This is a genomic window from Foliimonas ilicis (assembly GCF_039939195.1).
GTDB lineage: Bacteria > Pseudomonadota > Alphaproteobacteria > Rhizobiales > Rhizobiaceae > Foliimonas > Foliimonas ilicis.
In genome coordinates, this window is the sequence record NZ_JBDUUH010000001.1 from 332787 (window position 1) to 347747 (window position 14961).

10 protein-coding genes are annotated in these 14961 nt (G+C 59.8%); all 10 read right to left on the bottom strand.

The features are described from left to right. Positions 1-13: 13 nt before the first annotated feature. The 10 genes from cydX to ABFT80_RS01615 all read right to left on the bottom strand — a co-directional run bounded on the left by cydX (position 14) and on the right by ABFT80_RS01615 (position 14959). The gene (gene cydX / locus ABFT80_RS01570) at positions 14-166 is read right to left on the bottom strand and encodes a cytochrome bd-I oxidase subunit CydX (protein WP_347970096.1); all 153 of its coding nucleotides are present in this window, start codon (positions 164-166) and stop codon (positions 14-16) included. Between the two features lie 21 nt (positions 167-187). After that, positions 188-1342 carry a cytochrome d ubiquinol oxidase subunit II gene (cydB, locus tag ABFT80_RS01575; protein ID WP_347970097.1) on the bottom strand — a complete coding sequence of 385 codons (1155 nt, stop codon included), beginning with the start codon at positions 1340-1342 and terminating at the stop codon, positions 188-190. Between the two features lie 5 nt (positions 1343-1347). Further along, positions 1348-2925 carry a cytochrome ubiquinol oxidase subunit I gene (locus tag ABFT80_RS01580; protein WP_347970098.1) on the bottom strand — a complete coding sequence of 526 codons (1578 nt, stop codon included), beginning with the start codon at positions 2923-2925 and terminating at the stop codon, positions 1348-1350. 67 nt (positions 2926-2992) lie between these two features. Further along, positions 2993-4678: an amino acid ABC transporter ATP-binding/permease protein gene (locus ABFT80_RS01585; RefSeq protein WP_347970099.1), complete on the bottom strand. Its 1686-nt coding sequence runs from the start codon at positions 4676-4678 to the stop codon at positions 2993-2995. After that, positions 4675-6354 carry a thiol reductant ABC exporter subunit CydD gene (gene cydD, locus ABFT80_RS01590; protein WP_347970814.1) on the bottom strand — a complete coding sequence of 560 codons (1680 nt, stop codon included), beginning with the start codon at positions 6352-6354 and terminating at the stop codon, positions 4675-4677. Before cydD ends, ABFT80_RS01585 begins: the two co-directional genes overlap by 4 nt. Positions 6355-6455: 101 nt before the next feature. Beyond that, a complete protein-coding gene (locus ABFT80_RS01595) occupies positions 6456-7037 on the bottom strand; it encodes a GbsR/MarR family transcriptional regulator (protein ID WP_347970100.1) in 582 nt (193 codons plus the stop codon). Between the two features lie 172 nt (positions 7038-7209). Then, complete coding sequence (gene trxA / locus ABFT80_RS01600) at positions 7210-7533, bottom strand: thioredoxin (RefSeq protein ID WP_347970101.1); 324 nt, start codon at positions 7531-7533, stop codon at positions 7210-7212. A 72-nt stretch (positions 7534-7605) separates the two neighbouring features. Further along, complete coding sequence (gene addA / locus ABFT80_RS01605) at positions 7606-11130, bottom strand: double-strand break repair helicase AddA (RefSeq protein ID WP_347970102.1); 3525 nt, start codon at positions 11128-11130, stop codon at positions 7606-7608. Beyond that, positions 11127-14258, bottom strand: a complete 3132-nt coding sequence (gene addB, locus ABFT80_RS01610) for a double-strand break repair protein AddB (protein WP_347970103.1) — start codon at positions 14256-14258, stop codon at positions 11127-11129. The genes addA and addB overlap by 4 nt, the downstream gene beginning before the upstream one ends. Continuing rightward, positions 14255-14959, bottom strand: coding sequence for a nucleotidyltransferase family protein (locus ABFT80_RS01615; protein ID WP_347970815.1), 705 nt, complete (start codon positions 14957-14959; stop codon positions 14255-14257). The genes addB and ABFT80_RS01615 overlap by 4 nt, the downstream gene beginning before the upstream one ends. Positions 14960-14961: the final 2 nt, after the last annotated feature.

Here is a 14961-nt window from a genome sequence, read left to right on the forward strand (position 1 = left end):
GGCTCTCAACCGGTCAGCGTGTTTTCCCGCCTGCTGCCATGTCGTGCAACGGGTCGGGCTGCGGCTGATGGCGCGCCTTGTCGTCCATCAGCTCGTACCACATGGCGTTGAGAACCGCGAAGACGACCGCGAGAGGGAGGCCGAGAAGCCAGGCGAAATACCACATAATAATTCTCCTTCTTTCCGCTCAGTAAGCGTGACCGCTTCCTTCGCGAATTTCCTTCTCGTCCACCTTGCCCCACAGCACCTTGTAGACCCAGCTCGTGTAGAGCACGATGAGCGGCAGGAAGATCGCGGTCGAAACCAGCATGATGAACAGCGTCAGATGGCTGGAAGACGCATCCCACACAGTCAGGCTCGATCGCGCATCTACCGAAGACGGCAAGATGAACGGGAACATCGAGACGCCCACTGAAGAGATGATCCCGAAAATCGACAGCTTGCTGGACAGAAGCGGCAAAACCTCGCCGCGACCGCGCAGGCCGAGTATCGCGCCAGCCGCACCCAATATGCCAAGCGCTGGTATCGCCAGCAGCCATGGACGCGTTGCATAGTTCGCGAACCATGCGCCATTTTCCACGACGACCGTTTTCAGGAGTGGATTGGACGGACCTGCCGGGTTGATCTCGCTGGTGATCGCGAAACCCGGCACAGCCAGCCAGAGCACGACACCGCCCAATGCGAACAGCGCGATGGTGAGCAGGCCGCCGATCGTGCCGAAACGCCTTGCGCGCTGCGCCACGACGCCTTCGGTCTTGACCGTCAGCCAGCAGCTACCATGCATGATGAACATCGACACAGCCAGCAGGCCGCACAGCAAGGCGAATGGATTGAGCAGGCCGAAGAACGTGCCATCGTAGAAGATGCGCAGATCATTGTTCAAATGAAACGGTATGCCCTGCAGCACATTGCCGACCGCGACGCCGAAGATCAGCGACGGCACGAAACCGCCAACGAACAGCGCCCAGTCCCACGTCGCCCGCCAGCGCGGGCTTTCACGCTTGCTGCGGTATTTGAAGCCGACCGGGCGAAGGATGAGGGCCACGACCACAGCGAACATTGCCAGATAGAAGCTGGAGAAAGACACCGCGTAGAGCGGCGGCCAGGCAGCGAAGATCGCACCGCCGCCGAGGATCAGCCAGACCTGATTGCCCTCCCATACCGGTCCGATCGTGTTGATGACAACGCGCCGCTCTATGTCGGTGCGACCGGCGAACGGCAAAAGCATGCCGACGCCGAGATCGAAACCGTCCGTTACCGCAAAGCCGATAAGCAGGACGCCGAGCAATACCCACCAGATGAGACGAAGTGTTTCGTAGTCGATGAATTCGCTAAGTATCATGTGTCTTACTCCGCTGGAGCTACGGCGTGAGGGGCGAGAACCGCTTCCGGTTCATCGTCCGGCTCGGGGCCTTCTTTGATCGCCTTGATCATCAGGCTCATCTCGATGATGAAAAGCACGGTGTAGATCGTCACGAAGCCGGCAATGGTGAACAGTACTGTTCCCACGCCAAGATCGGAGACGGCGGCAGCGGTCGGCAGCACGCCCTCGATGATCCAGGGTTGACGGCCGAACTCGGCAACGATCCAGCCCATTTCGGCCGCGACCCATGGCAGCGGTATCGAAAATACCGCCACGCGCAGAAGCCAGGGGTACCGGTCGAGCGAACGGCGCGCGGACAGCACGAAGAATGTGCCGGTCAGCACGATGAAGAACATGCCGAGGCCAACCATGATGCGGAAGGCCCAGAACAGCGGCAGCACGCCGGGTACTGTATCCCATGCCGCATCCTTGATCTGCTGCTCGCTTGCCGTTCTCGGATCATCGACATAACGCTTCAGGAGAAGCGCGTAGCCGAGCTGCTGGCCGTGATCCTCGAAGGCCTTGCGTGCATCTTCAGGGATTGCCGCGTCGCTGCCAGCCGAACGGATTTTCTGCAACGCATCGTAGGCAATGATGCCGTTGCGAATTCGCTCATCTGCGTGCTCGACCAGCTCCTCGATGCCAAGAATTTCGGTGGTCAGCGAGCGCGTTCCGATAAGGCCCATGACCCACGGGATATGAATTGCATAATGCGTCTCGCGTGCTTCCTGATCGGGAATACCGAACAGGGTGAAGGCAGCCGGTGCCGGTTCCGTCTTCCACATGCCTTCGATTGCGGCCAGCTTCATCTTCTGGTTTTCAGATGTCACGTAGCCGCTCTCATCGCCAAGCACGACCACCGACAGCGAGGCAGCGAGGCCGAAAGAGGCCGCGACCGTCATCGAACGCTTGGCGAGCTCCAAATGCCGCCCTTTGAGCACGTACCAGGCCGACACGCCAAGAACGAAGATCGCAGCGACCACATAGGCTGCCGAAACTGTATGGACGAATTTCGCCTGCGCGACGGGGTTGAATATCACCTCGTAGAAATCGGTGATTTCCATACGCATCGTCTGCGGATTGAACTCAGAACCGACAGGATTCTGCATCCAGCCATTGGCAATCAGGATCCACAGCGCGGAAAAGTTCGAGCCGATGGCGACCGCGTAAGTCGCCATAAGGTGGCCGAGCTTCGAAAGCTTGTCCCAGCCGAAGAAGAACAGCCCGACGAATGTCGCCTCCAGAAAGAAGGCCATCAACCCTTCTATCGCCAGCGGTGCCCCGAAAATATCCCCGACATAGTGGCTGTAATAGCTCCAATTCATCCCGAACTGGAATTCCATGACGATGCCGGTGGCCACGCCGAGAACGAAATTGATGCCGAACAGCGTGCCCCAGAACTTCGTCATCTGACGCCAGATCAGACGGCCGGTCATGACATAGACCGTTTCCATGATTGCCAGAAGCACCGCTAGTCCGAGCGTGAGCGGCACGAACAGGAAGTGGTAAAGCGCTGTTATCGCGAATTGCAGCCGCGATAGAGAGACAATATCGAGTTCCATTCCATCTTCACCGGACTTGCCAGTGCCCCTTTTTTGACCGGCCAACCGGCCGGTCTGCACGCGTCTGCTATCTCTGCCGCAGCCGCGCCAAAATCTTCCCGAACTCCGCGCTTCCCTTGATTGCGGTTTCGACGATCCGTCCGCGATCGAGAACCACGACGCGGTCGCAAATCGCTGCTTCGCGTTCGACATGGGTTGCGATGATGATGGTGCGGCCCGCAGCATTGCGCGACAGGCGGGCAAGCACGTCATTTGCCGTGCCGCCGTCCACACCTTCGGTCGGCTCATCCAGCAGCCAGACCGGACTGTTTTTCAAAAGGAGACGCGCAAGCGCCAGACGCCGCGCCTGCCCGCCAGACAGGCCGGTTCCGCCTTCGCCCAAAAGCGTGTCGAGGCCCTTCGGCATATTGCGCACATCATTTGCCAGACCCGCATCGGCCAGAGCCGACGAAAGCGCGTCGTCCGAGGCGGATGCGTCTGCGAGACGCAGATTTTCACGCAGGCTATCCCGGAAAAGCTCCGTGCGTTGCGTGAGAAGCGTGGCGTCCAGCGCCCGCAGACTTCCGTTTTCCGCAGTGAGTTCGCCTGAGATCAAGCCGAGCAGCGTCGACTTTCCTGACCCGCTCGAACCGACCAGTGCGACATGCTCGCCCTTGGCGATAGAGAGCGTCACGGCACGGAGTGCGGTGTGGGCGTGATCCGTGTAGCGCATATCGACGGCGTTCAGTTCGACCGCGTCATTGACAGGCATGGAGCGCGCCGGCTTTTCACCAGTCGAAGCGAGGCGCGGCGATAGACGGTTTGCGGCAAGCACGGTGCGGCCAAGCTCGACCGCTCCACGGCGCAGTGCCGCGAAAGGTTCAAGCGCCGTCAGGGCAACAAGCAGACCCAGCGCTGCAACAGGCGCGCCAATAGTCCCGGCTTCGGCAAGCATTGCGACGCCAATCAGCGTACCGGAAAGCACGATTGCGCTTGCGACACCAAAGCCAAAGGTCACGCGCGCCTCGATCCTGTTCAAGGCATCATCGGCTTGAGCCAGGCGCATATCAGCAAACGCGAGCTTTTCAATTTGCGCATCCAGCCGACCGACCATCAGCAAATCTGTTTGACCGGCAGCCAGATCGATCGTGCGCGACCGCAAGGCTTCAAGCGCCGCCGCACGGCGGCGTGCCGGTTTGCGCGCGGCATTTGCCGCGACTACCGGAATTCCAAGCCCCGCGAGGATCACAAGCAATCCAATCGACAGGCCAAAAAGCGGGTTCATCAGCCCAAGAACCACGCCCGACACAAGCGCCGCGCACAAAGCAGCAGCAAGCGGAACGAGAATGCGCAGATAAAGCGAATCCAGCGCATCAATGTCGCCGGTCAGCCGAAACAGAAGTTTTGAGGGGCGCTTTGAAAGCTGCTTCGCCGCATCGGGCTCGGCCCATCCGAGAAACAGCTTTTGCCGCATTGCAGCCAGTACGCGCAACGTCGCCTCATGCGTGACCAGACGTTCGCCGTAGCGCGCAGCCGTGCGTGATAGGGCGAGAAGCCGTATGCCAGCGGCCGGCATAAAAACATCAAATGCCAAAGCGGCCACGATAGACAGGCCAGCAATTGCGGTAGCGGTGATGAACCAGCCGGACAGGCCAAGCAACGCCAGTCCAGCGAGAACCGTCGCTGCCGCACAGGCAGCACCGGCAAGCAAAACATTGCGCTGCTCAGCGAGGAAAAAAAGGAATATCGGCTTCAGGCTTGCCCAGATTTTCATGCAGGCACCATGCTTTGCGCCTGCATTTTTGAAATTGTCGCATCGCCGATCCGCACGATGCGGTCCATGCGTGCGGCAAACGCTTCGTCATGGGTGGCGACGATCAGCGTCTTACCCTCGGAATTCCTGATGAGCCTTTCTGCGATCTCCGCAGCGGTGGTTGCATCGAGATGCGCGGTCGGTTCATCGGCAAGAATTATGTCTCTTCCCGGGTCGGCAAACGCCCTCGCCAAAGACAGACGCAACGCCTCACCGCCGGAAATGCCGACACCGCCTTCGCCCAGTTCGAAGGCTTGCGTTGCGACGCTCAGATCATCGAGACGCGCGGTTTCGAGGGCTTGCGAAAGACGCTCGCTATCGACGGACAATCTTCCAACCGTGATGTTTGCACGCACGGAGCCTGCGAAAATATGCGGCTTCTGGCCGACCCATGCGATGCGGTTGCGCAGAGCCTGCACATTACGATCGTCAAGCGGAACACCGCCGATCCTGATCCGACCCGAATCGATTGGCGCAAGGCCCGCGATCAGCGAGAGAAGCGTGGATTTGCCTGCCCCGCTCGGCCCCATCAGCGCGATGTGCTCGCCCGGCTTTGCTTGAAAGTCGAAATCTTGGAAAACTCTAGCCGTTTCACCCGCATAGGAAAAGTCGATCTGTTCGACCGCAATAGACGCTGGCCCGCGGGCCGTTTTCGTCTCACCAGCATTTGCGCCCGGCAAAAGCGTACCGTCCTCATCGAGCGCGATCCGCTTGATGGAAGCCAGTGCCGCCTCACCGGAAGCACGATCATGCCAGACACCGGAAAGATCACGCAGCGGCTCGAAGAATGCGGGCGCAAGCAGCAGGATGAACAGGCCTTCGGACAAGGAGAGCCTGGCTCCCCAGGCGCCGAATGGCAATTGTCCGAGCAAATGAAAGCCGACATAGACAGCCACCATCGCGACGCCCAAAGCTGCGAAAAGTTCGAGCACGGCAGACGACATAAAGGCGATGCGAAGCACAGCCATGGTCCGCCGCCGCAGATCGTCGGCCCGCGCGCGCAGATCGTTGGCCGTCGCATCGACCGCCTTGAATGCCCGAATGGTCGAAAGCCCGCGAAGACGGTCGAGCAGAAACCCGTTCATGCCGCCCATTTCGACAAGCTGTTCTTCGCTTGCGGCCTTGGCGCGCCAGCCGATCAGCGCCATGAAAATCGGGATCAGCGGGGCAGCGAGCAGCAAGACGAGTGCTGCTGTCCATGAAAACCACAGGACAGCGCAAAGTATCGCTATCGGAACCGCCATGACGCGGAAGCGCACCGGTTTGAACCGCGACAGATAGGGCAAGATGGCTTCGGCCTGCTCGGCAATGATGCTTGCGGCTTCGCCGGAGGAGATGCGCCTGCTGTCCATCGGGGAACGGGATGCGAGGACGCGGACCGCCTCTGTTCGCAGAGAAGTCAGCGATGCACGCGCGCTGGCAAATGCAAACCGTATGCCTGCTGCGTCAAGCATAGCCCGCGCAATACCAATGAGCAGAACGGCAATTGCAGGAACAATCGCTTCCCGCGCTGGCGCGCCCTGCGCGATACGGCCAACGGCATAGGCAAGAAAGCCCGCCTGCGGCAGCCAGAGAAGCGATGCCAGCGCCTGAACCGCAGCACCTGCGCGCGATCGTTTAGTGTCGGTCAGTTCGATATGCGAAGTCGTCTTGTCGGCAACCGGCTTTTCGCGCCGCAGAATCTGTTCCTCGGAAGCCTCTGCTTCCGGAGCGTCTGCAAAGCGATCCGCCGCGATGCTCAATCCGAAGACTCCTTTTTGCTTCGGCGACCTGAACGGCCAAGTGATACAATCTTGTCCGTCGTTTCCAAAATCCGTGTGACGCGTGCGCCAAGTGCGAGAAGCGTGGCGAGACGATCCGTCTCGAGTTGTTTGACGTCATCGTACCAATTGGTAACGCGCTCGATAAGCCCGTACATTTCATTCATTCGCGCCTGAGCGTGGCGTTCGGCATCGCTGGCGGGACGCTGCATGAGGATTTCACGAAGCACCGACAGGGTCGGATCGACTTCGCGCTTCTTTCGCTCTTCCGCCAGCGTGCGCAATATCTGCCAGACATCGTCGGGCGTCGTGAAAAAATCGCGGCGGTCGGACGGGATGTGCTTCAGCAGAACGAGGTTCCAGGCCTGCAATTCGCGCAAGCCCATCGAGACGTTGGAGCGCGAAATGCCGAGCGCATCGACAATCTGGTCGGCGCATAAGGGCTCCGGCGAGAGATAGAGCAGCGCATACATCTGCCCCACTGTCCGGTTGATTCCCCAGCGGCTTCCCATCTCGCCGAAATGGAGCACGAAGGACTGAACGATAGGAGGCAGATCCATGATCTTTATCTTGTGTTCTGTAATTTCAGTAATTTCTGAAAACTCAGTAACACTACAAATCACAACCCGCAACAGAGCGTGACGACCCATTTCGTCGCAGTAGACTTGCGATCTCCCCAACAAAAAGCCCGGCATGTAGCCGGGCTTTTTCGTAAACTCTGAAGCGTTAAGATCAGGCGACGTTGCCGCTGATCCAATGCGAGAGCGCGGTCTTTGGAAGCGCACCGACCTTCATGTCGGCAACTTCGCCGTCCTTGAAGATAAGCAGCGTCGGGATCGAGCGCACGCCGAACTGCGCGGCCAGCTCAGGATTCTCATCGATGTTCAGCTTGGTGATCTTCACCTTGCCTGCCAGTTCGTTCGAAATCTCTTCAAGTGCCGGTGCAATCATCTTGCACGGACCGCACCATTCCGCCCAGAAATCCACCACAACAGGCTCTTTTGCCTGAAGCACATCAGACTCAAAATTGTTCTTGTCGATCTTGACCGTGGCCATGAGAAATCCTTTCGGGTTTGGTCCGGCACCATATGTGGTGGTTATGAATGAATGGTTCAAGCACTGCTTGTGTCACGCCTGCGTGAGTCGAGCAAGCGCGTCATCAAGCAAGTTACCGGGCAATGCCAGCAGTTGCGGCGTCTCCGTGAAGAGCAGCGCTGCCGAAACCGTGCGGCCCTCATACAGCGGCTGCAGAAGTGCGCGGTAAAGCGCAAGCTGCATGATGTAGGCTTCCGGCACTTCATTCAGCGTTCGGGCTGGTGGGCGGTTCGTCTTGTAATCGACGATCAGAACTTCATCCGGCGTAACAGCCAGCCGGTCGATCTTACCGGAAACCGCGCGCTGTTTTCCGCGCACCAAGAGACGCCCCATGATTGGCACTTCGGCGCGCGAATTTTCAGAAAACAGCGGCGCAAAATGCGGTTCTTCCAGAACAGCCAGCACCTGGCTGACACAGTTTTCACGCTCCTGCTCGCTCCACCCGGGCCCAATGCGGGCGAGATAGCGAAGCGAGGCCCCGCGGCGTTCATCTGCCGGAACAGTCGGCAACATCTGGAAGAGCTTGTGGAATGCCAAACCGCGCGCGACGGCGAAACCGGGTTCGCGCTCTGCATCCAGAACAGGGGAACGTGTCGAAGGCACAGGCACCGCATCGTCTTCGATGATTGCCGAAGCACCCGATGGCGACAAAGGCCTCGGCAATTCCTCACCGATGGGAATTTCATCGAACAGACCGGCTGGCAAAAACGCCGGTTTCAGCGAAGCGGTTTTCTCGCGCTCGCTTGTGGCCAGCGGCACGTCGAGCAGAGGGCTTACCCGGAAACGCGCAATCGTGTCTTCCGGCTTTCCAACCGGATGCGAAAGCTCCTCGCTATCCGCGCCGCCCGCAAGCGCGAGATTGACCAGCGCGTGCCAAGTCGCGTCGTTTTGCGCCCGTTTTCCGTGATAGCCGCAGACGATCAGCCGATCTTCTGCGCGGGTCATTCCGACATAGAGCAGGCGACGATACTCATCATCTGCAAGCTCGCGCGCCTTCTGAGCCAAATTCTTGGAAAAGGCGTTTCCGGTTTCCTTGGCCGAGCGCCAGAGATAGCCTTTGCCGCGCCAATCCATGATCTGCGGCTCAAAGGGCATGAGGCGCGGCAGATGCTGGTCGCTGAAGGGTGCAGCACCGCCGTCGACCAGAAACACCACCGGCGCTTCAAGACCCTTGGCCGCATGAACGGTCATGATGCGCACTTCATTGCGCGTCTGGTCCATCTCGCGCTTGATTTCGGGGCCGACGCTTTCCAGTGTCGCAAGAAACGCTTCGAGCCCCGGCAGGCCCGTCCGTTCTTCTGCAAGGCAGAAGTTCAGGAACTCATCCAGAATATCGCCGGCCTCATGACCCAAACGCGCGATCATTTTGGCGCGAATGCCATCGCGGCTGAGCACGGACCCGTAAAATTCGAAAACCGGCCTGAACGCCGCTTCCGTCGACCATTCTGCGATTTTGTCGGCGACTATTTTCAGATCTTCGTCGGCCTTCGCCTTGTCTCGAAGCGATGAAAGCAAGGATGTCCGCCCGCGACCGGCTGCAAGTTCAAACAGCGTCTGTTCGCTGACATTGAATATCGGGCTGCGCAGGACAGCCGCAAACGACAGATCGTCTTCGGGCTGGATCAGCACGCGGCCAAGCGCAATCAGATCCTTGATCGCAATGTGGCCGGGAAGGCTGAGCCTGTCGGCACCTGCCACCGGCACATGCTTTTCCTTCAATGCCCGCGATAGCGCATGGACGAAACGGTCGCGCTTTCGCACCAGAACCATGACATCACCGGCAGAGAGTTTTCGCCCCGTGCCTTCGATCACTTCACCGTTTTCAATCCAGACCGCAATTGTCGACGCGACCTGCTCGGCAAGCATCACCGCAGGTGCGCGCGCGTGATCGATCGCCTGCGTCCAGTCGTCAGGCTCCTCGACTGAATCGGCACTGATCGACGGCCAGACTTCGACGTAGCCCGGCGCGTTGTCGCGGATCGCCTTGTGGTCGAGCGCATCCGTATCGTGAGTCAGGCCACGACGCGCATTCTCATTGGCGAACACGCGGTCCACCGCCTTCAACACATCGTTCGTCGAGCGGAACGACCAGGTGAGCCTGACATCTTCGAACGACTTGCCTGAACTACGAACGCGGCTCGAAAATTCATGCTTTGTCCGGTCGAAGGATTCAGGAGCCGCGCCCTGAAAGGAATAGATCGACTGTTTTTCGTCGCCCACAGCAAAGATCGTGCGGTGAACGTTGTCGCGCGCGCCCTGACCAGAAAAGAACTCTTCGGCAAGGCGTTTGACCACTTCCCACTGGTCGGGGCTGGTATCCTGCGCTTCATCGAGCAGAATGTGGTCGATGCCCTTGTCCAGCTTGTACTGAACCCACGGCCCGGCATCCTGCCGCGCCAGCAGGCGCACCGTGCGGGTAATCAGATCGTTGAAATCAAGAAATCCGCGCCCGGTTTTCAGCCGCTCGTATCGGGCGATCAACCAGTCCGCGATGGTGAGAGCCGCCTGCGTCTCCTCGACCATGCGGAAAAGCGCCAGCCTATCAGACGCTTCGATGATTGCCGCTGCCGCTTGCGAATAGCGCTCCGAAACATCCGGAATGCGGTCATGCAGCGCCTTCTTGAAGGTCTTTACCGGATCGTACGGATCGCCATCCGCTTTCAGGAAACCTTTTGCCAGCAGTCTCAGCCGTCGAACCGGGTCTTTCTCCTCAAAGGCAAGCGTCGCGTATGGAAGTATATCCTTCAACACGCGACCGGCATCGACGGCCTGCGCTTCCAACGCGAATTGCGTGAACCTGTCAGGCGGAAAACCCGGCAGCGGCCAGATCGAAGCGGCTATCCCTTCCGCAGTATCATCTTCGCGGAATCCGAATTCCTCGAAAAGCATCCGATAATCGGCAACGCCGCTTCTGACACCGTCGATGAAGGCGCGAAGACCGTCACGTTTTCGGACAATCTCGCCCAGCAGCGCATCGAGCCCGGCCTCGCCGCCGCGCTCCAGAACGACGGCAAAGGCATCGCCTAGTTCAGGCGCATTGTCACCAGCGCCGGTGAGCATTTCGCGCCGCGCTGTGCCGAAAAGCTGCTCTTCCATGCGCGGATCGAGCATTTCGAAATGCGCCGCGATGTTTGCTTCCAGCGGGAACTGATGCAGCACGGATTCGCAAAATGCGTGGATCGTCTGGATTTTCAGGCCGCCCGGCGTTTCAAGCGCGCGTGCGAAAAGCCTGCGTGCACTTTGCAGTTTTTCCCGGTCTGGCTGCCGCCCTTCGATCAGCGCGATCTTTTGGGCAAGCCCCGCATCGTCCATCATCGTCCATTCGGACAGGTTGGAAAAAATCCGGTTCGACATGTTCGCCGCCGCTGCCCGCGTATAGGTCAGGCACAGGACTTTCGACGGGTCGATGCCTTCGAGCAGCAGCCGGATGACGCGCTGCGAAAGCACATGCGTCTTGCCGGATCCCGCATTTGCCGACACCCAGACAGAATTGCGCGGATCGGATGCGCGCGCCTGCCGATCGATGGTTTCCTGCGGAACGATGAAGCTTTTCTTCATTCGCCCTCGCCTTCCGCCTGCTCGCCATCGCCACCTGCCGACCATTCGAGTACGCGGGCCAGATGGTCATAATCGCCATCCGTCTCGCCCTGCCGGAACGGCATTGCGCGCGAAAGATAGCCGCTGGACGGGTCGTCATAGTGCCGCAAAAGCTCTTCCAGACGATGCCAGGCGTCCTCCGAAAGATCGGCTGCGGTGCGCGGCTTGCGATTATATTCGAGAATAGACTCGTCATTCACTTCGCCATTCGGCTTGAGGCGTACGAAAACCAGATCAGAGGGTTCCGCCTTGCCCAAATCGGTGAATGCACCGCGTCTCAACAAAGCGCCTTCAAGCGCAAGCTGCGGGGCCAAAAGCGTATGCGCCTGCGCCTTCGACGGCGACGAGCCGGTCTTGTAGTCGAGAATATCGGCCATGCCGCCATGTAGGAGGTCGATGCGATCAGCATAGCCAGACAAGGTAACGCCCGACGAGCCGACGAGCGTCTTTTCGGCACGCGCTTCGGCATGGCGGGTCTTTATGCTGTCGGCACGCCTCGTTTCCCAACCGAGAATGCCAACCGCCATTTTCTCGAAGCGCGGCCACCATATGGCGCGCACATCGTCGGGAAGCGAGGCTTCCGAAAAACACTGCCTGCCGACATCGATAAGCGTTTCAAGTGCGACGGGCGCGCGGGGATCGACACCGGACGTCGAAAAGCGATGCAGGATTTCATGAAACAAAGTGCCGCGTTCGGCTGCACCCGGATCACGCACCAAAGGCTCAAGCGGCATCAGCGAGAGAATGCGCCGCGCGTAAATCGCATAAGGATCGCGCCGCAGCGTCTCGATCTCGGTTACCGAGAAATGGCGCGGCCGCACATCAAGCGGCGGGGTCGGGAAAGGCCGTTTCGCGAAGGCCACTTCCGGTGCATTGTCGAGCGCTTTTGCCCAACCAAGCAGTTCGTTCCCGCGCGCGCGCAACTCGTCCGCATGGCCCTTGCCGATGAAAGTCAGTAGGCGCTGCAACCAGCGCGAGGCGACCGCAGGTGCATCACCCGAACGAGCCGAGCGCGCCAGCACGACATTCTTCGCGCCCATCGCCATCTGGAAGTCATGCGCTGCCTGCCCGATACGGCGTTCCGGCGGTTCGAGATCGATGCCGGTCTTCATGACGCGCGACATGAAGCGATCCGCTTCCGCCTTTCGCGGCCAGCTTCCCTCATTCAGATCGCCAAGGATCAGCGTATCGACATGCTGAAGCCGCGCTTCGAGCGTGCCCCAGATCGCTATTCTTCGGTCCGAACCAGCGCGCGGTTTTACAGTTTCAGGCGCGATCAACGCCTCCATCACATCCGGCCACTCGCCGGACAAGACCGGAAAACTGGCCTGTGACGAGACGAGGCCCCGCAAGAGTTCGGCCAGCTTTTCGCCCGCGTCGCCCGCATAAAGCGTTTCCAGCGCGCCGCTTTCGTCGCGTCCAAGCGCTTCCAGCGCCGTCACACTAACGCGCACCAGTTCGCTGAGTTCGGCCTCGGTGCTGTCTCGCAAGCCAGCCAAGGGTTGCAGCGCCTTGCAAAGCCTCGAAAGAACCGCTTTCGCTTCCTCGATGCGCCGGGCCGATAGCCTCGGAAACCACGCAGGGGCACGACGATCAGTGCCGAGCGAGACAAGACGTGCATCGAAAACATCTTCTAGATATACAATGTCGGGCCTGCCGGTGCCGCCACGAAGACAGACGAGCTCTATCGTTTCGGCAGCCGACCGAACCGCCTTGCGATCCAGCCCAAGCATCAGCAGCGGGTGCTTCAGCAGGGACAGGACGGCAACCGGATCGCCCGGGCGGAAACTCGCTTGCAAAAGGATACGCAGCAAAGAGGCAGGCGGCGTCGAGGAAAGCAGCGTGCCGCCGGAATCATCGACGCGAATTCCAAAACGCAGCAATTCGGTCGAGACACGGCGCGCCAGATTGCGGTCGCCCGTCACCAATGCAGCCGTGCTTTTCGGATCGTCCAGCGTTCGTCTCAGCGCGATTGCGATCGCAGCGGCCTCGTCCCGTTCATTGGCCGCTTCGATCAGCGTTACGCCCGCCAATGCGTTGCTGAGCGCATCTGAACTCAACTCTGGCCTTGTTTGCGACCAGACGTCAGTTGTTTCCGCAGGGCGCAGGGCCTCGCTGACGACACCGGCGCGGACCAGAAGCGCGTCTTCCACTTCCCCGATTTCATCGATGTCGTTTCGCAAAGCACCCATTTTGCGCAACAGGCGGGAAAGCCCATACTGCGGATGGCCGAGGATTGCGGGTTCGGGTGCCGGAGAGCCGATCACTGACCAGGAGTTCTCGTCGAGCATCTTGTCGAGGCCGGGCAAAACCACCGCGCCTTGGGGCAGGCCGGCGATGGTTGCCAGCAATTGTGCGGTCGCCGGAATTGAGCCGGTCGAGCCTGCCGCGATTACCGGGCCATCTGGCGGATTGCGACGCAGCCGGTCTGAATAAAGCTTGATAAGCGCGCTGCGGTGGGCTGCCGGATTGGACAGGCCGCGCTCTTGCAGCATGCCCGGCCAATGGCTCGAAACGATATCGAGGAAATCGAGCGTCACCTGCCACCAGCCCGCCAGATCGCCCGAGACGAGATCGCGCAGGCGCTTCCAGTCGGTACCTTCCGTCTCGACCTCGTCCATCAGATTGGCAAGATCGCGCGCCAGCCAAATGGCATCCGCCGACGAGGCAGGCACCACCATTTCTTCTTCGAACAGGGCCGCGACATGCGCCGGAAGCCGCCGCTTCCACGCGCGCACCAGCGGCGCCAGTAGCAATATGCGATCTATCGCGGCAATCGGTGGATCGAGCGTCAGCTCGTCAGCACCGGAAGAATCGAACGCCGTTTCGTCCTCGTCGAATTCGCCCAGCGGGCGGATCGTCGGCAAAATGGCAGACTGAACGTCGGCCTTTTCCACGAACACACTGCGCAATTCGCGGGCGGCGCGTCGTGTCGGCACGAAGATGGTAACGGATGCAAGGGCCAGCGGGTCGCCATCGAAACGGAAACCGGGAACCAGAGTGCCGTCGATCAGCCGGTCGGCAAGCGTTCGCAGGAAATCGGCGCCGGAAGGTATCGATAGAATGCGTGGCGTGTGCCGTCCCGTCATGCCCTGCCAGCCGTGGCCGCCAGAAATGCCGCTTCCGCCTCGGGAATTGCCTGCGGCGTGCCGACCGTTATCCAGCTTCCATTCATCTTCATGCCGTGGAGACGCCCCATCTTTATGGCGCGATTGAAATAGGCATTCAGCGAATGCGGCGTCGCTTCCGCGCCTTCGAAAATGCGCGGATGAACGATCGCTGCGCCAGCATAGATCAGGCCAGCCGGATCGCCTGCGGCACGGCTCAGCGTACCATCATCGGACACGAGAAAATCGGTGCCGCCGCTATGGCCCGTTGCCTGATCGAGTTCTGCCAGCATCAGAAGAATATCCATCTTCGAGGCATCCCATGCAAGGGCAAGCCTTTCCAGATTGGGCTTGCCTGCATCGATCCAGAACGTATCGGCATTGAGAATGTAAAACGGATCGGGGCCAATTTCCGGGAGCGCTTTGACTATACCACCAGCCGAATCGAGCAGCATGTCACGCTCGTCTGAAATGATGATCTTCGGCTCAGATCGGTCCGCAACATGCGCGATTATCTGATCTCGCAGATAATGCACATTGACGATGATCTTCGCTACGCCAACCTCAGCCAGACTGTCCAGCCCATAGTCGAGCAGGGTCTTCCCCGCGATCTTGACCAGCGGTTTTGGTATCGCATCGGTGATCGGTCGCATGCGCTTGCCAAGACCGGCGGCCAGCACCATCG